At 68.5% G+C, this 24871-nt stretch carries 20 protein-coding genes and 6 pseudogenes; 10 read left to right on the plus strand and 16 right to left on the minus strand.

Translation table 11 applies throughout. The features are described from left to right. Positions 1–122: 122 nt before the first annotated feature. Positions 123–1574, plus strand: a complete 1452-nt coding sequence (locus ACTOQ3_RS37865; RefSeq protein ID WP_440088454.1) for an arabinofuranosidase catalytic domain-containing protein — start codon at positions 123–125, stop codon at positions 1572–1574. 467 nt (positions 1575–2041) lie between these two features. On the opposite strand, the gene ACTOQ3_RS37870 is transcribed toward ACTOQ3_RS37865, so the two are convergent. Together ACTOQ3_RS37870 and ACTOQ3_RS37875 are read right to left on the minus strand one after the other, a co-directional pair. Then, positions 2042–2758: a class I SAM-dependent methyltransferase gene (locus ACTOQ3_RS37870; protein WP_440088456.1), complete on the minus strand. Its 717-nt coding sequence runs from the start codon at positions 2756–2758 to the stop codon at positions 2042–2044. A gap of 201 nt (positions 2759–2959) precedes the next feature. Then, positions 2960–3775 (minus strand): glycerophosphodiester phosphodiesterase, encoded by an 816-nt coding sequence (locus ACTOQ3_RS37875; protein WP_440088458.1) that lies wholly within the window; start codon positions 3773–3775, stop codon positions 2960–2962. Positions 3776–3873: 98 nt separating this feature from the next. Between ACTOQ3_RS37875 and ppk2 the strand changes: the two genes are divergently transcribed. Next, positions 3874–4911, plus strand: a complete 1038-nt coding sequence (gene ppk2 / locus ACTOQ3_RS37880) for a polyphosphate kinase 2 (protein ID WP_440088460.1) — start codon at positions 3874–3876, stop codon at positions 4909–4911. Between the two features lie 137 nt (positions 4912–5048). Further along, positions 5049–5252: a hypothetical protein gene (locus tag ACTOQ3_RS37885; RefSeq protein ID WP_440088462.1), complete on the plus strand. Its 204-nt coding sequence runs from the start codon at positions 5049–5051 to the stop codon at positions 5250–5252. Positions 5253–5530: 278 nt separating this feature from the next. On the opposite strand, the gene ACTOQ3_RS37890 is transcribed toward ACTOQ3_RS37885, so the two are convergent. After that, positions 5531–6043, minus strand: a complete 513-nt coding sequence (locus ACTOQ3_RS37890; RefSeq protein ID WP_440088464.1) for a DUF3995 domain-containing protein — start codon at positions 6041–6043, stop codon at positions 5531–5533. Positions 6044–6599: 556 nt separating this feature from the next. Here ACTOQ3_RS37890 and ACTOQ3_RS37895 point away from each other — a divergent pair. Next, complete coding sequence (locus ACTOQ3_RS37895; RefSeq protein ID WP_440088465.1) at positions 6600–7145, plus strand: transposase family protein; 546 nt, start codon at positions 6600–6602, stop codon at positions 7143–7145. Positions 7146–7298: 153 nt separating this feature from the next. On the opposite strand, the gene ACTOQ3_RS37900 is transcribed toward ACTOQ3_RS37895, so the two are convergent. The 7 genes from ACTOQ3_RS37900 to ACTOQ3_RS37930 all read right to left on the minus strand — a co-directional run bounded on the left by ACTOQ3_RS37900 (position 7299) and on the right by ACTOQ3_RS37930 (position 14056). After that, entirely contained in the window at positions 7299–7571 is a 273-nt protein-coding gene (locus ACTOQ3_RS37900) for a transposase (RefSeq protein WP_440088466.1), read from the minus strand. Between the two features lie 97 nt (positions 7572–7668). Beyond that, positions 7669–9345 (minus strand): Mov34/MPN/PAD-1 family protein, encoded by a 1677-nt coding sequence (locus tag ACTOQ3_RS37905; protein WP_440088467.1) that lies wholly within the window; start codon positions 9343–9345, stop codon positions 7669–7671. After that, positions 9342–10364: a HesA/MoeB/ThiF family protein gene (locus ACTOQ3_RS37910; protein ID WP_440088469.1), complete on the minus strand. Its 1023-nt coding sequence runs from the start codon at positions 10362–10364 to the stop codon at positions 9342–9344. Before ACTOQ3_RS37910 ends, ACTOQ3_RS37905 begins: the two co-directional genes overlap by 4 nt. Next, on the minus strand, positions 10361–11695 hold the full coding sequence (locus ACTOQ3_RS37915) for a tetratricopeptide repeat protein (RefSeq protein ID WP_440088471.1): 1335 nt from the start codon (positions 11693–11695) through the stop codon (positions 10361–10363). Before ACTOQ3_RS37915 ends, ACTOQ3_RS37910 begins: the two co-directional genes overlap by 4 nt. Then, a complete protein-coding gene (locus ACTOQ3_RS37920; protein WP_440088472.1) occupies positions 11688–13313 on the minus strand; it encodes a trypsin-like peptidase domain-containing protein in 1626 nt (541 codons plus the stop codon). Before ACTOQ3_RS37920 ends, ACTOQ3_RS37915 begins: the two co-directional genes overlap by 8 nt. A 12-nt stretch (positions 13314–13325) precedes the next feature. Beyond that, positions 13326–13631 (minus strand): trypco2 family protein, encoded by a 306-nt coding sequence (locus ACTOQ3_RS37925; protein WP_440088473.1) that lies wholly within the window; start codon positions 13629–13631, stop codon positions 13326–13328. Positions 13632–13669: 38 nt separating this feature from the next. After that, the gene (locus ACTOQ3_RS37930) at positions 13670–14056 is read right to left on the minus strand and encodes a hypothetical protein (RefSeq protein WP_440088475.1); all 387 of its coding nucleotides are present in this window, start codon (positions 14054–14056) and stop codon (positions 13670–13672) included. 94 nt (positions 14057–14150) lie between these two features. Between ACTOQ3_RS37930 and ACTOQ3_RS37935 the strand changes: the two genes are divergently transcribed. Further along, positions 14151–14453, plus strand: a complete 303-nt coding sequence (locus tag ACTOQ3_RS37935) for an STAS domain-containing protein (RefSeq protein ID WP_440088526.1) — start codon at positions 14151–14153, stop codon at positions 14451–14453. 168 nt (positions 14454–14621) lie between these two features. Here ACTOQ3_RS37935 and ACTOQ3_RS37940 read toward each other — a convergent pair whose 3' ends face one another. Beyond that, positions 14622–15023 carry a helix-turn-helix domain-containing protein gene (locus ACTOQ3_RS37940; protein ID WP_440088477.1) on the minus strand — a complete coding sequence of 134 codons (402 nt, stop codon included), beginning with the start codon at positions 15021–15023 and terminating at the stop codon, positions 14622–14624. A gap of 148 nt (positions 15024–15171) precedes the next feature. Between ACTOQ3_RS37940 and ACTOQ3_RS37945 the strand changes: the two genes are divergently transcribed. Continuing rightward, on the plus strand, positions 15172–15651 hold the full coding sequence (locus tag ACTOQ3_RS37945; RefSeq protein WP_440088479.1) for an oxygenase MpaB family protein: 480 nt from the start codon (positions 15172–15174) through the stop codon (positions 15649–15651). Here ACTOQ3_RS37945 and ACTOQ3_RS37950 read toward each other — a convergent pair. Both ACTOQ3_RS37950 and ACTOQ3_RS37955 read right to left on the minus strand, forming a co-directional pair. Next, a complete protein-coding gene (locus tag ACTOQ3_RS37950; RefSeq protein ID WP_440088480.1) occupies positions 15629–15985 on the minus strand; it encodes a hypothetical protein in 357 nt (118 codons plus the stop codon). The genes ACTOQ3_RS37945 and ACTOQ3_RS37950 overlap by 23 nt on opposite strands. A gap of 428 nt (positions 15986–16413) precedes the next feature. Then, a pseudogene (locus ACTOQ3_RS37955) lies at positions 16414–17230 on the minus strand (IS5 family transposase). A 35-nt stretch (positions 17231–17265) separates the two neighbouring features. On the opposite strand from ACTOQ3_RS37955, the pseudogene ACTOQ3_RS37960 reads away from it, so the two are divergent. Next, positions 17266–18042, plus strand: a pseudogene (locus ACTOQ3_RS37960) (ISL3 family transposase); the annotation flags it as partial. 448 nt (positions 18043–18490) lie between these two features. On the opposite strand, the pseudogene ACTOQ3_RS37965 reads toward ACTOQ3_RS37960, so the two are convergent. Then, positions 18491–18640, minus strand: a pseudogene (locus tag ACTOQ3_RS37965) (transposase); the annotation flags it as partial. Positions 18641–18775: 135 nt separating this feature from the next. On the opposite strand from ACTOQ3_RS37965, the gene ligA reads away from it, so the two are divergent. From ligA to ACTOQ3_RS37980, 3 genes and pseudogenes are all read left to right on the plus strand, one after another. Continuing rightward, on the plus strand, positions 18776–20875 hold the full coding sequence (ligA, locus tag ACTOQ3_RS37970) for an NAD-dependent DNA ligase LigA (protein ID WP_440088482.1): 2100 nt from the start codon (positions 18776–18778) through the stop codon (positions 20873–20875). A gap of 295 nt (positions 20876–21170) precedes the next feature. Further along, positions 21171–21702 (plus strand): annotated as a pseudogene (locus tag ACTOQ3_RS37975) (IS701 family transposase); the annotation flags it as partial. 203 nt (positions 21703–21905) lie between these two features. Next, positions 21906–22066: pseudogene (locus tag ACTOQ3_RS37980) on the plus strand (IS256 family transposase); the annotation flags it as partial. 226 nt (positions 22067–22292) lie between these two features. Here the strand turns inward: ACTOQ3_RS37980 and ACTOQ3_RS37985 are convergent. Together ACTOQ3_RS37985 and ACTOQ3_RS37990 are read right to left on the minus strand one after the other, a co-directional pair. Then, a complete protein-coding gene (locus tag ACTOQ3_RS37985) occupies positions 22293–22760 on the minus strand; it encodes a GH32 C-terminal domain-containing protein (RefSeq protein ID WP_440088527.1) in 468 nt (155 codons plus the stop codon). A 30-nt stretch (positions 22761–22790) separates the two neighbouring features. Next, positions 22791–24842 (minus strand): annotated as a pseudogene (locus ACTOQ3_RS37990) (hypothetical protein); the annotation flags it as partial. Between the last annotated feature and the right edge of the window lie 29 nt (positions 24843–24871).

Raw genomic sequence — 24871 nt, forward strand, 5'->3', positions numbered from 1 at the left:
ACCGGCGGGGACCACCGGGATCTGTAAGGAATTCGTTTCTTCGACGGGCCGCGCCCTCGGAAAGTCGCACGACGACCCCGTGCATCCGAAGGGCGCGGTCCGGCAAGAGGCAAGGAGGCAGCATGCCCCTCGCAAACCTGGGAAGGACGCTCGCGGCCGGCGCGAGCGCGTTGGTCGCCGCCGCCTGCCTGACCGGCGGCGGTAGTGCCCAGGCCGCCACCACCGGCCCGTGTGACATCTACGCCGCGGGCGGGACACCGTGTGTGGCCGCGCACAGCACCACCCGGGCGCTGTACGGCGCCTACAACGGCCCGCTGTACCAGGTGCGGCGCGCCTCGGACAACACCACCCGCGACATCGGCGTGCTGAGCGCGGGCGGAGTCGTCAACGCCGCCGCACAGGACTCGTTCTGCGCCGGCACGACCTGCCTCATCACCATCCTCTACGACCAGTCCGGCCGCAACAACCGCCTCACCCAGGCTCCGCCCGGCTACTGGCCCGGTCCCGGTCCCGGCGGATGGGACAACCTCGCCGACGCGAAGGCGGCCCCGATCACCATCGGCGGCCAGAAGGCCTACGGCGTCCGCATCGAACCCGGTACCGGCTACCGCAACAACAACACCAACGGTGTGGCGACCGGCGACCAGCCCGAGGGTATCTACGCCGTCGTCGACGGCACGCACTACAACCAGTGGTGCTGCTTCGACTACGGCAACGCGCAGACGGATGGCCAGGCCGACGCCCCCGCCATCATGGAGACCGTCTACTTCGGCGCCAACAAACAGTGGGGCTACGGGGCCGGGGCCGGTCCCTGGATCATGGCCGACCTGGAGTGGGGGCTGTTCTCCGGGGTGAACGCGGGCTACAACAACCTCGCGCCGATCAACCACCGTTTCGTCACGGCCATCGTCAAGGGTGAGCCGAACCACTGGGCGATCCGGGGCGGCAACGCGCAGTCGGGCGGCCTGACGACCTACTTCGACGGGCGGCGCCCCAACGGCTACCACCCGATGAAGAAGGAGGGCGCCATCCTGCTCGGCATCGGCGGCGACAACAGCGTCTCCGGCCGCGGCACCTTCTTCGAGGGCGTGTTGACCTCCGGTTATCCTTCGGAGGCCACCGAGAACGCCGTGCAGGCCAACATCACCGCCGCGGGCTACGCGCCGGCCGGCGGCAACCCGCAGCAGGGCGTCCAGATCGTGGGTGGTCAGTCCGGCCGGTGCCTGGACGTGCCGAACTCGACCACCGCCAACGGCACCCAGGTGCAGCTGTGGGACTGCGGCACCGGCACCAACCAGCGCTTCACCCAGACCTCGGGCAAGCAGCTGCAGGTGTACGGCAACAAGTGCCTGGACGCCAACGGGCAGGGCACCGCCAACGGCACCCAGGTGATCATCTGGGACTGCAACGGCCAGGCCAACCAGCAGTGGAACGTCAACGCCGACGGCACCGTCACCGGCGTGCAGTCCGGTAAGTGCATGGAGGCGAGCAACTTCGGGACCGGCAACGGGACCAAGGTCCAGCTGTGGTCCTGCACCGGCACGACCAGCCAGAAATGGACCCTGCGCAGCTGACCCCGCCGGCACGCGGAAGGTCCGGACTCCGTGCGGACCTGGCCGCGCCTGCCTTCGCGGCGACGGCGGCGGTGAGAGGCCCGGCGGCGAGACCCTTCTCGCCGCCGGGCCCGTTGTTCGCCAATCGATTCGATGAGCCGGAGAGCGCACATCTCCACCGACAGGCTTCGACGGTGAGCGCCGCCCGCACCGGTGCGGGCGGCGCGGGCGAACGGCTGTCACGTGCGCGTCACGTTCGAGGCGAGGCCCGCCTCATCGGCCGAGAGGCCTCCAGCAATCCCGGCACGGTTCAGTTCGTCCTCGCATGAACGCAATGCCTGTACTGGAGGCCAGCCGACCTGCACGGCTTCGGCGAGTCACCGAAAGGCGGGCTCCGATATCCCGCATGTGATGGGAATGGATTGCGCAGCAGGACGTCGGTTGAATGGTCACCAGGGGCGAGTTTCTCCAGGCCCAATTCGGCGGCTTCAGTCCTGGGCCTGTGACCGCCTCGCGTCTCTCCAGTGGTGCGAAGGGCCTGGGCGGGAGACGGAGGTCGAAACGGTCACCGGCTCGTCGGCATCCTCTCCGCGCCGTTGCCGGGGGCAGCGGGCGAGGTACACCAGGGCGGGGGGCAGGTTGCGCCACACCGTCCGGCTGAGCACGACCTCCTCGAAGGTCGTGCGAAGATCATGGAGGTGTTCTCGCGCGGGTGGCGCCCATCGTGTCCAGCGGTAGGCGAACTGGGTGAACACCCCGTCCCGGGAAAGGGAGCCGGCCACCAGCGGCAGCAGTCGGGCGCCCGCCACCGGCCGGAACGCGACCCAGGGCAGGCCGCTGACCACGACGTCGGCGGACAGGCCGCGCTCGGCCATCAACCGGGGCAGCTCGACCGCGTTGGCGTGCACGACCTCGACCCCGGGGAAGCGACGGCCGAGGAGCCCGGCCAGGCGCGGGTTGAGCTCGATGGCCAGATGGTGGCCCCTGCCGCCCAGGCGATCCTGGATGACCCGGGTGAAGGCGCCGGTTCCCGGTCCCAGCTCGACGATCGTCGGCTCTCCGCGTTCGGGGATCGGCACGACCATCTGCGCGGCGAGCCATCGCGAGCTCGGAGCGACCGTGGCGGTCAGCAGCGGGGACCGGAGGAACTCGCGCAGCAGGGAGGTGCCGCCGGAGGCGTCGGCGGCGGGGCTGGTCGGTGTCACCGTGCGTGCTCCAGTGTCGTGGTTTCCTGTCTCGCGGGCTCATGCTTCCAACAGGGCGGCCACCGTCGTCACCTGGCCGGGGTGAACACCGGGAGACATCTCCCCGGCCCTTCCGCCGGTCGGCGTCCCGTGGCCGGGGCTCCGGGGAGTCCCGGCCGGAGGGCTCGTCGTCACGAGGAGCCGGGTGGGTGGTCCGCCCCCTCAGGGCGTCAGGTCGGGTTTGTTGGTGATGATGCCGTCCACCCGGTAGGAGGTCACGCGCCGCATCATCGCCGGATCGTCCACGGTCCAGGTGAAGACCTCCATGCGGTGGCGGTGGACGCGCCTGACGTACTCGGGGGTGAGCTCGTTGTAGGGCGGGTTGATCTGGTCGGCGAACCTCGCGAGTCCCGGGAGGTCGGCGATCGCGGGCGTGCCGATCAGGCCGATCGGGACCCGGGGCATGACCCGGTGGAACGTGCGCATCGAGTTCCAGTCGAACGACTGCACGACGAGCCGCCCGGGCCTCAGCCACGAGGGGTGGCGTCGCAGCTCGTCGGCGACGCGGGTCTCGATGCCCCGGTAGAGCCCCGGCGCCTTGATCTCCAGCAGCAGGCCGAGCCGGCTCGCGCTCATCGCGCGCAGGGTCTCTCCGAGCGTGGGCACCGGCTCGCCCTTGTACTTCGCGTCGAACCACGAGCCCGCGTCCAGCCTGCGGATCTGCGCGAGGGTGAGGTCGCCGACCCTCCAGGGCGCCAGGCCGGGGAACAGTCTCTCGGCGTTGGTGGTACGGGCCAGTGTCGTGTCGTGCATCAGGACCAGCTCGTGGTCCTTGGTCTCCTGGACGTCGAGCTCGAACATGTCGGCGCCCTGCTTGTCCGCCAGCTCGAAGGCCGCGACGGTGTTCTCCGGCGCGTACGCCGACGCCCCGCGGTGGGCGACCGTGGTGGGAGCCGGTGGCTGCGCGGCGGCCGGGGGAACGACCGCCGCCAGCACCGCCAGCGTGGTCATGACGGTGAGGACGAGTCGTCGGAACATGGGTCTCCTCGACATCCGGGGAACGTCCTACGACCCTGAATCTGACCCGCGTTCATGACATCGAGTTGACATGCGAGTGGTTGGCCGATGCCGGGCAGATGAGCAATCGCCTCGGCACCGCTGTGCCGCGCGTGTCGCTATGGCCCGGCGTGGGAGAGGGGTACGGAAAACCGATGCCAGCTCCGGGTAAGACTCGCCGAATGACCGCCCGGCATGCCGAGCGGCCGCTACTCACCCATGGTGGCTGTGATCTGCTCGACGCCACCCCTGGGTTGTGGGTGAACGACTCCGAGGACGAGGACCCGGTGCTGGTGCGCGCCGACGGGCGCCCGGTCGACACCTGGCGCGAACGTTACCCCTACCCCGAGCGGGTGGCACGCGCCGACTACGAACGCGACAAGCGGCTACTGCAGATCGAGTTGCTGAAACTGCAGTACTGGATCAAGCGGTCGGGGAGGCGGCTGGCCGTTCTGTTCGAGGGCCGTGACGCAGCCGGCAAGGGCGGCACGATCAAGCGCTTCACCGAGCACCTCAACCCGCGCGGCGCGACGGTCGTAGCGCTGGAGAAACCGAATGAGCGCGAACGCTCGCAGTGGTACTTCCAGCGTTATGTGGCTCACCTGCCCGCCGCCGGGGAGATCATCTTGTTCGACCGCTCCTGGTATACCCGCGCCGGCGTCGAGCGGGTGATGAACTTCTGTACGACCGAGCAGTACCTGGAGTTTCTGCGGCAGGTCCCGCGCTTCGAGCAGATGCTGATCGACTCGGGCCTGCACCTGGTCAAGCTCTGGTTCTCGGTCTCACGCGCCGAGCAGCGCACCCGCTTCGTCATCCGCCAGGTCGACCCGGTACGGCGCTGGAAGCTGTCGCCGATCGACCTGGCCTCGCTGAACAGGTGGAACGACTACACCATGGCCAAGGAAGACATGTTCCTGCACACCGACACCGCGGCCTCCCCCTGGACGGTCATCAAGAGCAACGACAAACGACGTGCCCGCTTGGAGGCGATGCGCCATGTACTGAACCTGTTCGACTACACCGGCAAAGACGAGCAGGTCGTGGCCACCCCAGACCCGCGCATCGTCATCTCCGCCGCCGACATCCTTGGGGAGGACCACAGCGCCACGCCCAGTTGAATGGCCTTGTGAGTGTTTGATCCTGTGAGTTCTGTCTGGTTTGGATACTCAGGTCCCGCGCCAGTTTTGGGGGTTTTCTCTGGTGAGGCGGCGGGTTGTTACGACGGTAGCCGCCATCGATCCAGGCCCTGCTGACCGTGAGATGGCCGGTGGCGAGCCGCGAGGTCCATAACCACACGCCGGCTCACCTCGCCGAGGCCGCCCTCTGGTCCGCCCGAGCCGTGTCCCGGTGGCCGATCGCCGAGTTCCTCGGCCCCATCCATCCCCTGGCCGACCTCGACCTCGCTTTGGCGGCCTCCGCCCTCGCCGCCGTCATCCGCGTCGGCATGGCCCCCGGATGAGCGATTTCACTGCGAGCCAGGCGCATGCGACACATGGGAAGCCACCCACCCTACAGAAACATCGGAATCAACTTACTCAGGCGTCGCCTCCTGTTAAGCGAATCATCACCTGACCGGTTCATCGTAGGGAGGCCGGAGGCCACATCCTGCCCGGGCGCTTTCGCGTGGTCGGCCGCCCTGGCGGCTGCCGTTTCCGCTGTTCGTCCCTTACAAGTTGGTGCGCGATAGCGGAGATCGGTCGTAGGGACCGAGTTGGACTGTGGGCGATCCCGGACGGGTTATCCGATTCCTGCTATCAGGGCCGCGGCGGACAGGGCCAGTGCGCCGAGTCCGCCGATCATGCCCGTGATCGTGGCACCCCGGCGGTCGGCCATCGTGCTCAAGTGAGTACGTGCGGCCAAGATGAAGGTGACCCCGCCGCCCACGAACCACGGTCCCCACAGGTAGGTGTACCAGCGGCTGACCGGCAGCAGCTCCGGGGCGAGCTCGATGATGTGCGCCTGGACGAGCAGTCCCTGCCCGACGAACAGTGCTCCATGCCAGACGAGCAGTACCCCCGCGCCCCACGCCATCAGCTGCAGGAGGCAATCCATGCCGCGCCCCCAGGCGCGGCGGCGCACCAGAGCCAGGCCCAGCAGCGCGCCGACGACCTTGAGCATGCCGGTCACCCACAACACCGCGAGGAAGCCGGGGTTTTGCTCCTGCGCCAGCTTGATCAGTGACGGTGAGATTGTGGACGCGGCCCCAGCCAAACCGCCCATCGCCCAGTAGAAGCTCGGAACGGCGAACACGAAGCCCCATACGGCAGCGGCATACCCAGGCCATCTGGCGGGGTGGCTCGCGGTATCAAGACGCAGACTCATGACCGTGATTCTGCCCAAGCCATCAAGGGGAGAGGCGAACGCCTCCGCTGTGCGAGGTATCGCCCAGGACTGGAAGTGTCGTAGGCGGGCGGAACAATACGTGACTTGTGACGATCACCTATCGTGCCGCCCTTTTCCATCCTGTCTTGACCGGGATCACCCGGGCACATCTGGGCGCCTTGGTTGAGGAACTGGCTGACCCCTGGATGGCTCGACAGGAGTCGGTGTTGCGAGAACGGCGGGGTGGCCGGAACCGGCTGCGGGTTGAGGGCGCCGGGCCGAACCACCGGTTGCCGTTCGTGGACCGGGTCATCGCGACGCTGGTCATCCTGCGGTTCCAGCTCCCGCATGCGGCCCTGGCCGTCCTGTACGGCGTGGACCGCTCGACCGCACTCGGGCCGTGGGCGAGATCCGGCCGCTGCCGGAGCGGAGGGGGTTCGCAGTTCCCGGCAGGCCCGGCGTACGGCTGCGCACGTTGGCGGACGTGTTCGCCTATGCCGCCGCCGAAGGCGTCGAGCTGCGCATCGACGGCACCGAGGTCCAGGTCCGCCGCCCCGCGGCGCACCGGCCCGGAAGGCGGGCATTCGTGTCCGGCAAGCGCAAGCAGAACACCTGCAAGAGCACCGTCATCAGCGATGGCGATGGGCGCCTGCTGTGGCAGGGCGCCTTCCGGCCAGGCCGGATGCACGACGTGACCACGCTGTGCACCGAAGGCATCGAGGACCTGCTCCGGTTCCATCCCGACGTCAAGGCCAAGGTCGACTCCGGCCACCAAGGCCTCGCCCGCGACTTCCCCACCCAGGTCACCGCCCCGCCGAAGAAGCCCGGCAAGGACACCACACCAGCCGAGGTAACCCGCCGGGAGGCGCAACGCCACCGACAGTCCTCACAGCGCATCTGCGTCGAACACGCCATCGCCGAACCCAAGCAACGGCGATCCATGCAGCGCTGGATCGGACGCCGCGAGCATTTCGCACCCACCGCCCGCGCCATCGCCGGGCCGGTCCCCGACCGCTGCGCCATGCGGTAGGGGCACCGACAGGACCGTCCAGGCCAGCATGCCCCGACCTCAATCGCGCACAGAGTCGTTACCTCATCGTCGAGGACCGGCGAACACGATGAGGTCATCTCGCGGCCGGTCGCCGAGGCGGAACCAGTTCGACTCCACGAAAGCCGGAGTACATCAGGGCCTCCAGCAATTCCGGCGCGGTTCAATCAGCGCGTCCATCAGTCCTTGAAAGACCCCGGTTTTGGTCCAGGCGTTGAATCGAGAGTAGAGCGTGGACCACGGCCCGTAACGTTCCGGGACATCACGCCAGCCGGATCCGGTGCGAAAACGCCACAAGATCCCGTTGAACTGATCACGCACCCGCCGTGGCAGCGGTCCGGTGGGCGGCACCGGCAGATACGGCTCGATCAACGCCCACTCGGCATCCGTCACATCAAAGCGCGCCACGTCCGAGTTCTACCAGCCACGGCCGGCCCGCCACCGGACCTCACCTGGATCCGAACTCCGAACAGCTCCTGGAGGTTTTTATGCAGCGATCCCCCGCTCATCTGAGCGGTCGCGTCCAGGGGCGTTCCTTCAGGCTCCCTCCCTCGTGCTGATAACAGCTGATCCCGTCGCGAGAGACCAGGACGGCCACCTGCCACGGATGCGGGAATAGGTTCCGGTGCAGCGCCAGGTCAGCTGCTGAGGGGTACGGCGGGGCGTGCTCCGGGTGCGTGTGGAACCAGCCGACCACCTGGCGTGCCCCGGCCGTCGCGAAGGCGGCCGTCGTCAGGCTCCAACTGGTCGACGTGGCGTCGGGGTCGTGGATCTCGACGGCTTCGACCACCTGGACGACACGCTTGCCGGCCTCGCCCTGAACGCGGCCGAGCAGGAGGCCCCCGCGCTCCGCCGTACCCTGCCGGTAGCGGTCCAGGCGGACGGCGTCGTCGATCTCGATGCCCAGACGGCGCAGGTGCAGCAGCGGCGGCGCAGGCGGCCGGTCGTCGCTGAGCCACGGGTGGCCGCCACGCTCTCTGATGCGTTCCCGGCCTTTCGGCGTGAGCGCCCAGGCGGTGGCTGTCAGGTCGAGGAAACCCTCACCGCCCAGGTCGGCGGGGCGTGGCTCGTAGATCCGGTATGCCGCCAGCTCGATGAGGGCGCCGCACAGCTCGGCGATTCCCAAGGGCAGGGCGCCCAGGCAGACGACGCCGTCGGCGATGTTCGGGTGGAAGATCGGCGATAACCAGCGCACTTCGGGCACTGCGACGGGATAGGCCGGGGGGAGGGTGATGGCCACGGAGTGCCGGTCGACGGGGACGGGTCGTACCGGTCTGGCGGTGCTGTCGGCGGGCGGCCCGAACCCAGCGGCCGAGAACGCGATCGTGAAACAGGTGGGGAAGTGCGGATCGTCCACGCCGGTGAGAGTCGCCCCGGGGGTGCGGGCGACGAAGTCGAGGACCGCCTCGTGGGCGCGGTCCAGCGCCGCCAGCCGGTCCTCGTACAGTCCCGCACCGGCGGTGGACTGGAACCCGATCCTGAGCCGGTCGTCTTCTTCGACGCCGGCCTCGTGCAGGGTTTGTCCCGGATCGAGCCGGCGCCTGGTCCCTTCCTCGGTCACGACCATGCGACGCGGGTCGGAGGCCGCGTAGCCGGACTCGTGGATGACGGCGGAGGCGATCTCGGATGGGGTGAGCGTGGAGGGCACGCCTTGCAGCTGGTAGGGCGTCTGGTCGGGTCCGTACACCGTCAGCGAGCGGTAGAGGTAGGGACGGTGGCCCCAGCGGTGGTATGTCACCTCCAGGGCAGGCAGTTCGCGGCTGAGACGCTCGACGAGTTGTTGTAGTTCGTCGTCATCGCGGTCGGCGACGCTGACTGCCATCTGTGCGTTCGTTACATAGACGAGGCCTGCGCTGGGATCAGCTTGCGTGGCCCTTCTGAGCACTTCGTCGTCACGCAGCTCTTCCCCTATGAAGATCAGGGTCACTGTGGGCGTTGACGGCGTGTCCTGCTGCAATGCCTGCCTGAGCACGGTGTTAGCCGGATACACGCGCAAGGCGGCTTCGACCAGTTGGGTGAGTTCGTTCGGGTTCAGTGCGCGCGCCAATCGCTCCCAGTATTCGCCGGGTGCCGCACCGGCGGGCGGCGGTTCGATCTGGAGCCCGGCGATCTCCAAGAGACCCGCGATGGCGTCACGCTCGGGAAACAACTCGGACAGCGCGCGCTCAACATCGCTTGTCATGCGGTCGGTCCCTTCAACTCCAGATACCGCACCGTTCCCGGGTGTCCGCGGCGTGCGACGGGCAGGATCTCCTGGGCGGCGATCCCCAGCTCGACCAGCGGGGCGGTGTAGGGGGCCCGGCTCAGCAGGAGGGTCGTGGTGCCCGGCAGCGCCGCCCACGCGAACGCCTCCTCGTCGGGCGCGAGCCGGGCCATCACGTCGGCGACCGTGCGGGCCGGGCTCACCGGTTCGACCTTGGCCCAGTTGATGGGGGCGTGCAGTGGGCAGGCCGGGTCCCTGCTGCGTTCCAGGTGGATCGTTCTTGCGCCCGTGTCGACGTACACCGCGGCGGCGGGGACGGTCAGGCCGAGCAGCACCCGGATGGCCAAGGTCGCCTCCCATGCGCCGATCAGCGCCGAGACGGGTGCGGAGGCGCCCTGCGGCACGGCGTGGTCGGCCGTTGCGCAGCTCCACGGGTCATCGCGTACGGCACGCTGGCGCTCGCTCAGCCCGCAGGCCACGCAGCCAGCCGACGGCGGGTAGTAGCACACCTCGCCTCCCCACGGATGAGTGCCCGCGTCGAGCAGCCCCACCTCGGTGGCGTTGCAGCGGGCGGCCAGTTGGATCCGCGCCTGCAGGCTGTCCAGGCAGCTGATCACCAGGTCCATGTCGCGGATCGCGGCCAGGCCAACCCCGCTGAGGTGCGTGGCGGTGACGATGTCGACCTGCGTGGCGGGAGCGAGGTCGTGCAGGGCGGCCTGGGCTGCCTCCACCTTCGCGCGGCCGATGTCCCTCTGGCGGAACAACACGCAGCGGCTGAGGTTGGATTCGGCCACCACGTCCGGATCGCACAGGAGCAGCCGGCCCACTCCGGCCATGGCGAGCAGGCGGGCGACCTCGTTGCCGAGCGCTCCCACGCCGACGACGATCACGGATGCGGTGGCGAGCAGGTGCTGCCGCCAGCCCGGAATGTGCTCGTGCCTGCCGTACCGGCCGTCGGTCATGGCGGCTCCGGCGTGGTCAGGTTGACCGGTGGTCATGGCGATTCCGGCGTGGTCAGGCCGCTGCGGGTTGCTTCCAGCCGGCTCCTCTCGGCCTGCGCCTGCGTGCTCTGGCCGAGATCCTCGAGCACGGTCACGAGGTTTCGCCAGCTCGCCAGCGTCTCGGGGTGGTCGTCCCCGAGCAGGCGCCGCCGCGCGGCCAGGACCTCGTGGAACTCGTCCGATGCGGGCACCAGATGTCCCAGCGTGGCCATGACGGCGGCCAGGTTGTGCCTGCTGGCCAGGGTGTCGGGATGATCCCGTCCCAGCGTTCCCTCTCGTGCGCGCAGGGCCTCGGCGAACAGATCGCGAGCCGCCGTGAACCGTCCCATGGAGCAGTGGACGGCGGCGAGACTCGACAGGATCGCCGGACGGGTCGGCGCCTCGGCCGGGATGTCACGGGCGGCGGCGAGCAGCAGGCCGACGCTCTCCTCCAGATCGTTTCTCTGGCCGGTGCGCTGGTAGCGGCCGAGCAGGGCGATGCCGAGATTCGACTGGCACAAGGTCCTTCCAGGGCCGTCGCCGCTGCCGGACAGGCTGTTGCGAAGATGGAGGATGGCACGGTCGAGGTCCTCCGGATCGGAGGTGAGCTCGAATCGCAGGCGCAGGGCCGCTCCCAGGTTCATGGCCATGATCGGCCGGTCACGGTGGCTGGCGGGCACCGTCACCACAGCCCATTCGAGGTGACCGATGGCCGAGTGCAGATCTTCGGCGTCGCGGGTGAGCTCGAATCGCGCCTGCAGGGCCGTACCCAGGTTGGACTGCCACGTCGACTCGTTCGGCTGACCCGCGGGCGTGGCTCGTACGGCCCGCCGGAAGCACTCGATCGCCCGATCGAGGTCGGACCTGTCCTGATCCAGGTCGAAACGAGTCCGTAGAGCGCCGCCGAGTTGTCCCAGCAGGTCGGCGTCTTCGCGGGAGGCCGCTCGTACGGCAGCGTCGCACACGCCGACCGCCGAGTCGAGGTCGGCTCGCTCACCGGTTCGCTCATATCGGTCAAGGTGTGCTTGTCCCATGCGGGACAGGCCCGCAGCGGTGACCACGTGTCCTCGCGGCAGGGTCCGCACCGCTCCCTGGAAGATCTTCAGGGCCAGGTCGTGGGTGGTGGAGGCCTTCTTGAGCGAAGCCTTCACCGCCGGTCCTCCGGCGAGTTCGGTGAAGTGCCTGGCCTCTTCCAGCAGGACCAGAGAGCTCTCCCAGCGTTGCTGTTGCAGCTCGCGCATGCCCGCGTCCGCGAGCAGCAGGGCCAGCTCACCGCCGTGCCGGCGCGGGTCGTGCGCGGCCAGCTCACGCAGGCGCGTGAGCTGGCCGGGCAGGTCGGTCTCAGTCATGGCCTGACGTCCCCCACTGCAGGATCTCGGGCAGCAGCTCCAGGGCTTCGCGCGGTTCGCAGATCACGCTGACCGTTCTGGAGCCGTCGCGGCTGGTGGTCAGGTCGTAGCGCATCTGCGGCCGGGTCTCGACCGGATGCCCGCCCTGCTCGACCGAGAGCGACCAGGCGACGGTCACCGACGAACGCTGCCGGTCCGCTGCCGAACCGTCACCCAGGAGCATCAGGGGAAGCTGCCCGCGCCGGTGCCCGTATCGCTCCAGGTACTGACGGCAGTCAAGTCCGTGCGCGCGCATGTACGCGACAGCTTGGGCCAGGGCCAGCGGCTGGCAGCCGAGCTCGCGCGCGAGCTGGCCGGCGTGGACGGCGTCCGTGCCCAACTGCGCGGTCACGAAGGCGGCAGCCTCCTCCTCGGTGAACAGACCGACCTCGATCAGTGATGCGTACGGCACGCGGGAAGCCGTCTCTTGGCGACGGGTCGTGATCAGCACCCGGCCGGCGGGGTTGCGCGGCGGCCACAGCCCTCGCAGGGTGTCCGGGTGGCCCACGTCGTCGAAGACGATCAGCCAGCGGCGATCGGTGGCGGCGAGCCAGGCCGGCAAGGACGATGTCTCCAGGGCGGCCGCGGTTTCGGCGTAGGTCTTGACCACCGCGTCACGGTCGTTCGCCTTCATCCACACGAGCACGTCGACGTCGGAGCGTTCCCAGGCGGTGCGGGCATAGTGGGCGGCGAGCTGGGTCACGCCCACGCCGCCCAATCCCGACCGCTCAGGCGCCAGGACCACCGCCTCGCCGTTCAGGAGCGCGGTTGCCAGCTCGTGAACGTGCCGCCGCAGTTGGAAGCAGTCGGCGAGGGCCGGCGGCTCACTCACCAGAACGGGCGGCCGGGCGGGTAGCACCGGTAGCCGGGCGGGGGCGACACCCAGCGCCCTCCACCAGCGACCGGCGTCTGGCAGGCGGTTGATGTGCGAGATGGGGGTCAGCGTGAGCGCCGACTGACCGGCACGCGGGTGGTGCTCCGACACCACCGCCACGATTCTGCCCCCCACCACGACGGCCGCGCCCGACATCCCCGACCAAGCCGACTGGCCCAGCGCCTCCTCCTTAGGAGGCAGCGGCCGGGGGGCGCTGGACACCCGGAGGGTCAACAGCCCGGAGTACAGATCCTCGGCGGTCGGAATGACACCGTCGATCTGCGCGGTCTCCCGCACCGGGCCCGCGCCGTCGATGTAAAGGGTCTTGAACGCCGGAAAGCCGACGGACCAGCAGCCCTCGACGACCATGGCCGCATCGGTGTGCCGGTCGATCGTCGAGAAGCCGGCCAAGGGGATGTCTCCGGCGATCTTCCTGTCGCCCTCTCCGCCGACCTCGATCAGCGCCAGATCGGCCACATCGCGATCACCCAGGAGCAGGAGCCGGGCCGACCATTCGTGCTTGCCGGACGATTCACCGGCGCCGAGACGGCGGATGGTGAGCTCGCCGCCACCGTCTACGACGTGCGCGGAGGTTAAGACCAGGCGGCCGCCGACGAGGAACCCCGAGCCGACGCTCCAGCGCTGTACGGCGTCGGCGCCGTGATCGCAGAGGACCTCGACGACCCGATCCCGTAGGCCGCTCATGCCGTACCGGGCCTAACCGGGCCGCTGATCCGACCGCGCGGCCACCTTGATCGGCCGACCTTGGGCGTCGACAGGCGGTTCCAGTTCGACGGTGAGGGTGTGCACGGTCTCCTTGGCGTACTCGCCTGCTGCGCCGAGCTCAAGCACCCAGACTTTGACACCGCCGGAGGCCTCGACGGACCTCGTCACACCGACCTGGAATTCCAGCGTCACCGCGCCTACGGGGAACTGGATCCCGGCGTCCACACCGGCTGCCACGGCCTGCGCGAGCTCCCGACGGACTTGGGCAATCGCCTCAACTAACCCAATTTGCGCCATTCATCACCCGCATACGTATGTGGTTGCCTGGGGTGATCCTACGGCCAGCCGGCGTTAACCGTAAGGCGGAAATATGCCGCCTCAACGGCCTCGCCGTCCTCCGTCCTTCCCGAGCTCCACCATGACCCGCTGGATGCCGTGCGGATGATCGGAAGCGGCCAGGACGGCCGCCGCGTTCCGGACACGGCTGCTCCAACCAGGGCCAGCACGCGGCCGGTCGTCTCCGCATCCAGCCGGGCCGCGATCTTGGCGAACCAGGTCTCCTCCGCGTTGTGCAGAGCCGAGCGCACGATCCGGGTGATGCGTCCCGGACCCGGCGGCTCGATCCGTTCGGCCCGGCACTGCTTGGGGTCCCGGTAGCAATCGCGGAAAATCCAACGGATATGGGCCTGACCTGCACGGATCGAGCATGGCCTGCCGTTCACCTGAGCGTTTTCCCAAGGAGTCTCCACAGGTCAACAGCAACACCGTTGGATTCGCGGCCATTACTACCGGGACCCCTCCATCTCCGCCGGGCTGCTGCACCGGCAGATCAAAGACGCCTGGCAGACGCATTCCTCTGGACTGGTGGTGGATCCGGGCGGCGTGACGTTCTGCGACTCCATGGGTGTCGGTGTGCTGGTCCTGTTGCTCGAGCAGAGCCGTGAACAGCAGAGCGCCTTGTTCTTGGCGAACATCCCGCCGGCGCTGGAACGCGTCTTGACGATCACCGGCCTGCGCACCGCGTTCCAGGTGGAGACGTCGGCGGAGGAGGCCATCCAGAAGGCGCAGGCCGCACAGTCGCGGCCCGGGCCACCGCAAGAGGAGGCCGACTCGTCATAGCCCCCTCGGGCCGAGAGGGGCGAACAGGACGGCCCGGCCCATGCCGTGGGTCCTCACGAACCCTTCAGCAGATGCGAGGCCGGTGACAACAAGCGCGGTCAATGTCGCCAACGTGCACACCAGGACCCGGTCGGCTCCATGCCGCCGGGTCTTGTCATCCTGCTGGGGTTAGTGTCCGGCCGGGCGGTCGCGGGCGTCGTTGATGCGCAGCGCCTCGGCGAGCTGGTCTTCCAGGATGATGATCCGGCAGGCGGCTTCCACCGGGGTGCCCTGGTCGACCAGTTCCCGGGCCCAGGCGGCCAGGCGCAGCTGGTAGCGGGAGTAGCGGCGGTGCCCGCCGCCGGAGCGTAGCGGCTCGATCAGTCCGGCGGCGCCCAGAGCCCGCAGGAACGTCGGGGTGACACCGAGCATGTCGGCGGCCGCGCCCATGCTGAAGGCGGGGTAATCCTCATCGTCGAACCGATCCTCGAACCGGTCTTCGGCCCCGAATCCGGGCGTGGATCCGGCCGTGTGCGCGATCCTGCCGTGAGCGATCGTGTCTCCACCGGCAGCCGAGCGACGTTGACCCATACATTCCTTTCCCTGACGCGCACAGGGGCCCCGGCGCGTGTCGCGCCAGGGCCCCGAAGAGTTCAACACCATCTACCGGCCATCCGGCCGGCTTACCGTCGTCCACATCCGCCGTACTGCCTGGCGGTGATGCGGGGATCGCGGATACGTGACCTCAGACCACCTTCACTACTCCAAGGGCGGCGCCGACATGGAGGACCGCGTCGCCAAGACGAGCATCTTCGGCTTCGCGATCGGGGCCCTCGACGCCTACCGCCCCGCCGGCTCGTGCATCGTCGAGTGCGTCAAGACCCGGCTGGTGCACGCCGCGGTGCGGCACCTGCTGCAGCAGTCCCCCCACCGGGGCGGCGACATCCCGATCAGCCAGGAGGACATGCTCGTCACCTGGCACACCCTGCCCACCTTCGCCATGCGCAAGATGATCGAGTGGAAGGTGCCGGTCCGGCCCGCCGAGCCGGAGGCGTACCTGCACGTCTGGCAGGTGACCGCGCACATGCTCGGCATCAAGGACGAGTACGTCCCCGCCACCTGGGACGCCGCCTACGCCCAGTCCGGCCAGATCCCGCCCCGCAACATGGGCCCGACGCAAGAAAGGCGGCCCGGGGTCACGGGCGCCCGGGCCACTTGAGGGAGCAGACATTGACGGTGCGGGTCGAGAACTTCGGGATCTGGATGAGCCTGGATCTCGGTGCGATCCGTCCGTTCGCGAGGCGCTTCACCCGGTAGGCGCCGGGCCGGCCCCGGAAGTAGTACGTGCCGTTTTCGTCGCGCGCGCTGCCCGCGACGCCCGGACCCACGACCGTGACCGACACGCCCCCCACGTGGGCACACCTGAAAACCAGCTTGAGGAGTCCGTACGGCGGTGTCGCCGCGGCCGAGGGAGGTGCGAAGCCGACGGTGGCCACGGCGAGGCTCATCGCGAGCGCGCCTGCAAGGGCAGAACGCCGGACAATGCTGAGCATGATGATCCTTTCCTGGAGAACTCGGCCACTCTAGCCTCGTCTCCCATATGCGCAACGTGGTTCGGAAAAATGGTGAGGCGTTTGCGGGGGTTTCTCGCAGTGTGCGGTGGACGAAGCGCTATAGATCTGGCTGAAGTGCCCCGGCACTCGGGCCTGGCTTCCTTCCGTGGCCACGCTGGTTCCCGTGGTGGACGTGGCTCGGCCTCAGGGTTCGCGGGCGCAGAGGTACGCGTCCAGGCCGGCGGCGCCCTTGAGCATGCCGCGGGCCCCCGGACGGACTGGCGGGCCCGCCAGTCGCGCAGGGTCGCCTCCAGCGGAGCTGATCTGAACGATCAGCGGGGCGATCTGCTGCCGCGCGGCAGCTGGGCCGGGGCTTCGTCGGGGATCGCGGGTGCTTTCCTGTTTTCTCGCGGTTCTTAGACCGTGTCCTATGTGGTGAGTCGGACGAGCCGCTTGTAGCAGCACAGGGCAGCAGCGAGGCCGAGAAGGGCCGGATAGTTGCCGGAGTAGCGTTCGTAGCGGATGGTGAGTCGTCGATAGCCGGTCAGCCAGGACATGGTCCGTTCGATCACCCAGCGATGCCGGCCTAATCGCTGGCCGGACTCGATGCCCTTGCGTGCGATACGGACGGCGATGCGCTTGCCGCGCAGCCATCGGCGCAGGTCATCGCGGTCATAGGCCTTGTCCGCGTGGAGCTTGCCGGGCTTGATGGGACGGCCCTGACGAGGGTCGTGTCTCATGTGGAGCTCGGTCACCATGGGCTTGAGGCCCTCGCTGTCGTGAGTGTTACCAGATGAGACACCGACCACGAGGGGCAGTCCGGACCGGTCGGACAGGATGTGCATCTTCGAACCCGGTTTTCCTCGGTCCACGGGGCTCGGACCTGTATGGTCGCCCCCTTTTTCGTCCGCACGTGGGCGGAGTCCAGCACGACGCGGGACAGATCCAGCAGATCGGCCGCGGCCAGCTTGTCGAGCACGACCTGGTGCAGCTTGCTCCATACCCCGGCTCGCGACCAGATCAGGAACCGACGGTGCGCGGTGGACTTCGAGATCCCGAAACACGGTGGCAGAGCCCGCCACGCACACCCGCTCACCAAGACGTAGACAATGGCCGCGACCACCGCTTCATCAGGTGTGTTCTGCGTCCGCCGCCCTGCGGACGCATCCGCGTCGGCGGCAGCAGCGGCCGGGCGATCTCCCATAATCCGTCCGGGACGATCCACCCCCATGTGTTCCTTCCCATGCCTCGCTAACGTCCGACTCACCACATAGGACACGGTCTTAGTCGACCGCACCGCCGACACGCTGGAAGCCTGGCTTCGGGTCCATCCCGGAGTACAGCTCGTGTGTCGAGACGGCTCCGGCGCCTACGCCGAAGCGATTCGCCGCGCCCTCCCACAAGCCATCCAGGTCACCGACCGCTGGCACCTGTGGCACAACCTCGGCGACGCCGTGCTGAAGGAAGTCGCCGCGCACAGCGCCTGCTGGGCCACGACCGGAGTGCCCCTGCAAAACGGTAAGCGTGCACAAACCACTCGCGAGCGCTGGCACCACGTCCACGACCTGCTCGGCGAGATCAAGAACCTTGGCTATCGGGGCAGCTTCAACCTTCTTTACCGCTACATCACCCAGGGTCGAGTCGAAGCCGACCGCTTGCCCATCTCATCGCGACACCTGGCCCGGCTCCTGCTCACCCGACCCGGTAACCTCACCGGCAAGCAGCAGCGCCTGCGTGACGAGCTCACCGCCGCCTGCCCCGAGATGATCGACGTGGCCGGGCCGGTGCGCGCTTTCGCCGACCTGCTCCGGCCGCGCGAAGGCAACGCCGACCGTCTCGACACGTGGATCACCGCCGCCCGCGCCGCCGACCTACCCCACCCGCATGCCTTCACCCGCGGCCTTGACCAGGACCGCGATGCCGTCCGCGCGGCTGTCACCCTGCCCCACCACAACGGCGGCACCGAAGGCGTGAACACCAGGACCAAACGCATCCTGCGCCAGATGCACGGCCGCGCCGGATTCGCGCTACTCCGCCACCGGACCCTCCTGGAATAGCAACACGCTCCGCCACCACCGAAAGAGAGACAGAACCGAAAGAGAGACAGAGCCGTTTGATTGACAGACCCTAGCCATTCCCTGGGATCACGAGGTTTCCCCGCATGAGGTCCTCGACCTGGCCCGAACTACAGCGTAGATAGCGCGGTTGCGCCCACCGCGGACCGACGGCGCCCACAGGGGGCACTGGAACTGATGGTTATAGGCGATGGGCGTCAACGACGTTTTGAATTCTGACTTCTATCGCCACCTGGGTTCTAGCGCTTGTCGCAACACATCTGACAGATGAGGGGCGTGCTGATGGCTAGGAGAGGATCGAGCCGGAAGTCGGGTGTGAAGTCGTTGCACTGACAGCTGCTGCTGTGGGGCATCGGGACAGTCGAGGCCTGCCGGGCCATGGGGATCACCCGCAAGACCGGATACCGGTGGCGAGTGGAGAACCGCGGCATTCCACCAGCGCGTGTCCGCAGGATGTGGGGTAGCCGAGAAACACCCCGATCCGGCAGTTGGTGATCTTCTCGACGGTGCCGATGTAAGGGCGTTGCACCTCAGTCGAACACAGACCCTTCTTCTCGAAGCCGGTGCCATCGCCAACCAGACCCTGATGATGAGTCGGTGCGACGAACCACCCGGTGCGGCCCCTCGTCGGAGGCCGCGCTCGGGAGGGACGGTCCGGCTCGGGGTCGCGTCCCGGGGGCCGAAAATTGTCGGTGCCGGACGCGATGATGGGATCATGACCGACGCACCCCCCAGCACTCTCCTTGCTGATCAGAGCGCCTATACCGAAGCCGTTCAGCTCGCCCTGGACGCCGCTGCCGCCTATTACGGAGACGGCACCTCCACTTTGGACGACGACGCCTACGACCGGCTGGTCCGGGGCATCCAGGCGTATGAGGACGAGCATCCCGACGAGGTGCTGCCGTCCTCGCCGACGGGCAAGGTGGCCGGTGGCGCGGTGGTCGGCGACGTGCCGCACACGGTGCCGATGCTGAGCCTGGACAACGTCTTCGGCGCCCAGCAGCTGGCCGACTGGGCCGCGTCGCTGGAGCGCAGGCTGGGCCGGCCGGTCACGCGGTGGAGCGTGGAGCCGAAGCTCGACGGGCTGGCGATCACCGCGCGTTATCGCGGCGGGCGGCTGGCGCAGCTGGTCACCCGGGGTGACGGCGTCGCGGGTGAGGACGTGAGCCACGCGATCGGCACCATCGTGGGGCTGCCCGCCAGGCTGGCCGAGCCGGTCACGGTGGAGCTGCGCGGTGAGGTGATGATGACCGCCGAGCAGTTCGAGCAGGCGTGCCTCAAGCGCCAGGCGCACGACGGCACCACGTTCGCCAACCCGCGCAGCGCCGCGGCCGGCACGCTGCGCGCTCAGGACCGGCCGTACGTGTGCGAGCTGACGTTCTTCGGGTACGGCGCGCTGTCACGCCCCGATGACACCTCCGAGCAGGCCGTGCGGCTGCGCGAGCTGCCGCACAGCGAGGTCATGGCGTGGGTCGCCGCTCAGGGGGCGCAGACCCCCGCCGTCACCGACGTCGGCGGGATCGTCGCCACCACCCTGGAGCAGATCCAGGAGCGGGTCGAGCAGATCGCCGCCAAGCGGGCCGAGCTGCCCTTCGGCATCGACGGCATCGTGATCAAGTGCGATCTCGCCGCCGACCAGGCGCAGGCCGGCTTCGGCACGCGCGCGCCCCGATGGGCGATCGCCTACAAGCTGCCCGCCACCGAGAAGATCACCAAGTTGATCGGCGTCGAGTGGAACACCGGCCGTACCGGCGTCATCGCCCCGCGCGCGGTGCTGGAGCCGGTCGAGCTCGACGGCAGCGTCGTCACCTACGCCACCCTGCACAACGTCGCCGACATCACCCGCCGGGGCCTGATGCTCGGTGATTTGGTGGTCGTCTACAAGGCCGGTGACGTGATCCCCCGGGTCGAGGCCCCGGTCGTGCACCTGCGCACCGGCGACGAGCGGCCGATCGCGATCCCGCAGGTCTGCCCGAGCTGCGGCGACGCCATCGACTCCTCGCAGGAGCGGTGGCGGTGCGTGCGCGGCCGCACCTGCCGGGCGATCGCCTCCATCACCTACGCCGCCGGCCGCGACCAGCTCGACATCGAGGGGCTCGCCACGAGCCGCATCGAGCAGATGCTGGACGCCGGGCTGATCGCCGACTTCGCCGACCTGTTCTCCCTGACCCGCGAGCAGGTGCTGAGCCTGGAGCGGATGGGCGAGACCAGCACCGACAACCTGCTCGCCGCCCTCGGGCGGGCCAAGGCCCAACCGCTCAGCAGGGTGTTCTGCGCGCTGGGCGTGCGCGGCACCGGCCGCTCCATGAGCCGGCGCATCGCCCGGCACTTCGGCAGCATGGACGCCATCCGCGCGGCCGACGCCGAGGCGATCCAGGCGGTGGAGGGCATCGGCCCGGAGAAGGCGCCGGTGGTGGTGGCCGAGCTGGTCGAGCTGGCGCCGCTGATCGACAAGCTGGTGGCGGCCGGGGTCACCATGACCGAGCCCGGCTGGACCCCACCCGCCGCCCCCGGCCCTGACACCGGCGGCCCTGACACCGACGCCGAGGCGAGCGACGTGTCCGAGCTGCCGCTGGCCGGGATGTCCGTCGTGGTCACCGGTGCGATGAGCGGAGCGCTGGAGGCGCTGACCCGCAACCAGATGAACGAGCTGATCGAACGCGCCGGAGGCAGGTCCTCCTCCAGCGTCTCGGCCAAGACGTCGCTGCTGGTGGCCGGGGAGAAGGCGGGCTCCAAGCGGGCCAAGGCCGAGAGCCTGGGCGTACGGATCGTCGGCCCTGAGGAGTTCGCCGCCCTCGTCGGCGAACTCCTCTGATCGGGACCGGAGCCATAGGAGCGGGGACCTGAGAGCAGATCAACGGCCACAACCGTCAACCACAGGTCGGTCAGCTCACTCACGGGGAGCTTCTGCTTACCGTGATGACGTTGTGGACTGCTTGCCACGCCGGGGGCCGCCGGTCTTAGTACGACAACGACAGGTTGAGATCTCAGGTCCTGTAATGGATGATCCCGTCATGCCGGCGGAGACGGTAGCTGGATGGTCAGCGGGATTCACGGCGTTTCTCGGCCGGTTCGCGGGCCGATTCCCGCGGGTGGAAGCGCGTCGGTAGATGCGCTCCCATGTACGAGGCCTGCTCGGTGAGAGTGAGCGTAAGAACGGCTGGACGCTGGCCGAGGCGGCTGGGCAGGCGGGCCCGGAGCGCATGCAGCGATTGCCGAACTTCTATGCCTGGGACAGCGATGGGCTGCGCGATGACGTGCACCAAAGCGTGGTCGAGGTCCTGGGTGATGCCCGTGGCGGGGTGCTTGTGGTCGATGAGACCGGTTTCCTTTTTCCTTAAGAAAGGTGTGCGCTCGGCCGGAGTGGCCCGTCAGTACTCCGGCACTGCCGGCCGGTTCGACAACCGCCAGATCGGCGTGTTCCTCGCCTACGCCTGCGACCGGGGACGGGCATTGATCGACCGGGAGTTGTACCCGCCCAAGGAGTGGACCGAGGACCGGCTCCGGTGCCGGGCCGCCGGTATCGGCGACGAGGTGGCTTTCGCCACCAAACCGGCACCGGCCCGCATGATGATCGAAAGGGCCGTGACGGCGGGTGTGCCGTTCGGCTGGGTGACCGCTGATGAGGTCTATGGCCAAGACAGGCTGCTGGGCCGGCTGACCAAGCTGGCGCCGGAGTCGGCGCTGGAAGGTGAGATCACCGACCATCTGGGCTACGACAAGCACGATCCGGCGGTCATGGAGCGGGTAACTCCCGCAATGGCACCCGGGCCAAGACGGTCTGACCGATGTCGGCCCGGTGGGGATCACCGTTCCGCGAGATCGAGACGCCGGCTTCGAGCCACCACTTCCCGGACGAGCAGGCCGCGCTCAAGTGCGTCTACATGGCTGTCATGAGCCTGGACCCGACCGGTAAGGGCCGCAAACGCTGGGTCACCCGGTGGAAGGCCGCCCTGAAGCCTTCGCGATCACCTTCGAAGGTCGTCTGATCCTGACCTCCCGATAGAACCATCAAAACCGAGATACACGTTAACTGGACAGACCCAGCCCGCGGTTGACCTTTATGACCTCATCCGCCTTGCCTCCTCATGGCCCGTCGGGTGCCCCGGGCGCCAGGCTCACCGACACGAGATCGCAGGGCTGACGTAGTGAGCCAGCCCGCGTCCACTGTCTGCTCCCCGGTGAAACAGGGAGCCGACATGTCTGGTCAGGGATGTCCGCCGGATGGGCGGTCAGTGCCAGATGGAGTTCAGCTTCCACGCTTTGAGGGTGAGGAGCTGGGCAGAGCCGTTTTCGGCGTAGGTCTTCAGACCGTCGCTGGCGGCATCAGGGAAGATCTGGTCGGTGATGACGGTTTCGCCCTGGCCGCCGAACACCTCGACGGAGGATGTGTCGAGGTAGAGCGTGAAACTGACCTTACCGTCATGGGTTCGCAGAGGGCCGGACTGGATACCGGCGAAGGTGGGTCCTGCGGCGACGCCGGAGGCGGTGCGGTCGACGTAGAGGCGGCCGGTGGTCCGATCGTACCCGATCTTGGTGCCTTGGCCGTTGGCGCCACTGCGGACGATGAGGCCGAAGCGCTCGGCGGTTCCGAGCTTGAATTCGGCTTCGATCTCCATGGTGGTGCCGCGGAGGGGCAGGTCAGCGGTTCCGCTGGTGGTGGTCCTTTTGCGGATGACCTGGGCGTTGCCGGTGCGCAGGGTGCGCACCGAGTGGGCGGGTTGCTGGACCATTCGCCACTGACCGTCGATCCGGCTCAGGGTGAGCCGGCGGGGGAGGCTCTGGGCACCGCGCCAGGGTGCGGTGGGCACGCCTGAGGCGTATTCCCAGTTGTTCATCCAGCCGAGCCAGACGGGTTCGTGGCCGGGAGCGTTGTCGAAGGTGATGGCGGCGTAGAAGTCCTTGCCGTAGTCGGCCCAGGAGTAGCGCTGCTTGCCGGTGAGGGCGGGCTGGGGGGCGAACATGATGTGGTCGACGTTGATGTGCCCCCAGCCGCCGGAGTTGGCGTCGTTGATCTGGACCCGCGCGGTCTTGCCGGCAAGGTCGCGGACGTCCCAGGCGGTCCAGTCCAGGCCTTCGGCGTTCTCGCCGGTGGCGGTCCGCACCACCTTACCGTCCACCAGAAGATTGACGGCGGTCTCGGTGGAACGCGGCAGGACGGGCTGGTCGGCGGCAACCACCTGGTCGACCATGAAGTGGCCCCAGCCGCCGGGGTTGTCGTCGACGATCTGGATCCGGGCCGCCTGCCCGGCAAGGGAGGTGACGTCCCAGGACGCCCAGTTGAGCGACTCGGAGTCGCCTCCGGTGGCGGTCTTGACGACCTTTCCGTCGACGAGGAGATTGACGGCGGTCGCGCCTGGAGTGCCCCAAGGATGATTGCCGCCACCGACCAGCAGGTTGAGGTAGGGCTTGGTGAGGGGGAACTCGGGTGAGGTGAGGGTGCCCGTGGTGCGGTCCACGTCGTAGAAGGTGCTGGCCAGTTTCTCGCCCTGGTACCCGGTGACGGGGCTCTGGCCGGGCAGACTGCCCTGGGCGGGCCGCTGGCCGGCGAGGCCGCCGGTGGCGGTCCAGCCGTTGTCCTCATAGGTGGTGCCGTCGGGGAACTCGAAATCGGCGATGACGTCGCCGGCCGGTGCGGTTCCGTCGCCGGTCCCCTCCACGTGGGGGTGATTGCCGCCGCCGACGAGCAGGTTGATGTAGTCCTCGCCGATGGTGAAGGGCTTCGAGGTCAGGGTGCCCTGCGGTGCGTCGCCGCCGACGAATCCGTTGACCAGCCCATGGCCGCGGAACCCGGACACGGCGTTCTGCCCGGGAAGGGTGCCCGGCGCCGGCGCGTCACCGAAGGGGCCGGGCGAATGGTCTGAGTCGTTCGTCACCTCCCAGCCGTCATAGGTGTTCTCGAAGTCGGTGAAGACCGTTCCGGCGGGGGGTTCGCTGTCGGCGACGACGTTCTCGGCGGTGAAGGTAGTGCCGTCGAAGTCGCCGACGAAATACTGCATGCCCGAGCCGCCGGCGATCGCGCCCCCGCCGACGCTGACCGCGAGCACCCACTTCTTCCTTGCGGGATTTCCAGCGACGGGTACCTGGAACAGGTCAGGGCATTCCCAGGCGCCCGCGGTGGAGTTGGCCGGGCCGAAGTCGCTGAGCTGAGTCCAGGCCTTGAGGTCGGCCGACCGGTAGAAGCGGATCTTCTTGTCGGCGGCGAGTGCCACCGCCATGACCCAGTAGCGGCCTTCGCCGTACCAGAAGACCTTCGGGTCGCGGAAGTCCTTGGAGGCGAGGTCGATGACGGGGTTGCCGGTGTACTTGGTGAAGGTGCGGCCGTTGTCGAGGCTGTAGGCCAGGGCCTGGGACTGGATGTTCGTCACGGGGTTCCAACTGGTGTAGATCGCGACCATCGCGTCCTTACCGAACCCACTGGTGTCCTTCTCGTCCACCACGACGCTTCCCGAGAAGATTTTCTCGTTCTCGGTGGCCGGGATGGCCACACCGAGCTCCTTCCAGTGAACCAAATCAGTACTGACCGCGTGGCCCCAGGACATCTCGCCCCACTGATCGCCCAGTGGGTTGTACTGGTAGAACAGGTGGTATTCGCCGTTGTGGTAGACGAGCCCGTTGGGGTCGTTCATCCAGTTCTTGGCCGGGCTGAAGTGCAGCTGGGGGCGGTAGGGCTCGTTGTAGACGTTGTGGACGCTGTTGGCGGCGAACGTGGCCGGCCCGGCCACCAGCGCACCGGCGACCAGGAACGCGGTCATCGCGGCACGTCGTCCGTGCAGGATCATGGGGAACTCCTAGGAGATAGAGCGGGGCG

It is taken from the genome of Streptosporangium sp. LJ11 (assembly GCF_051918945.1).
Taxonomy (GTDB): Bacteria; Actinomycetota; Actinomycetes; order Streptosporangiales; family Streptosporangiaceae; genus Streptosporangium.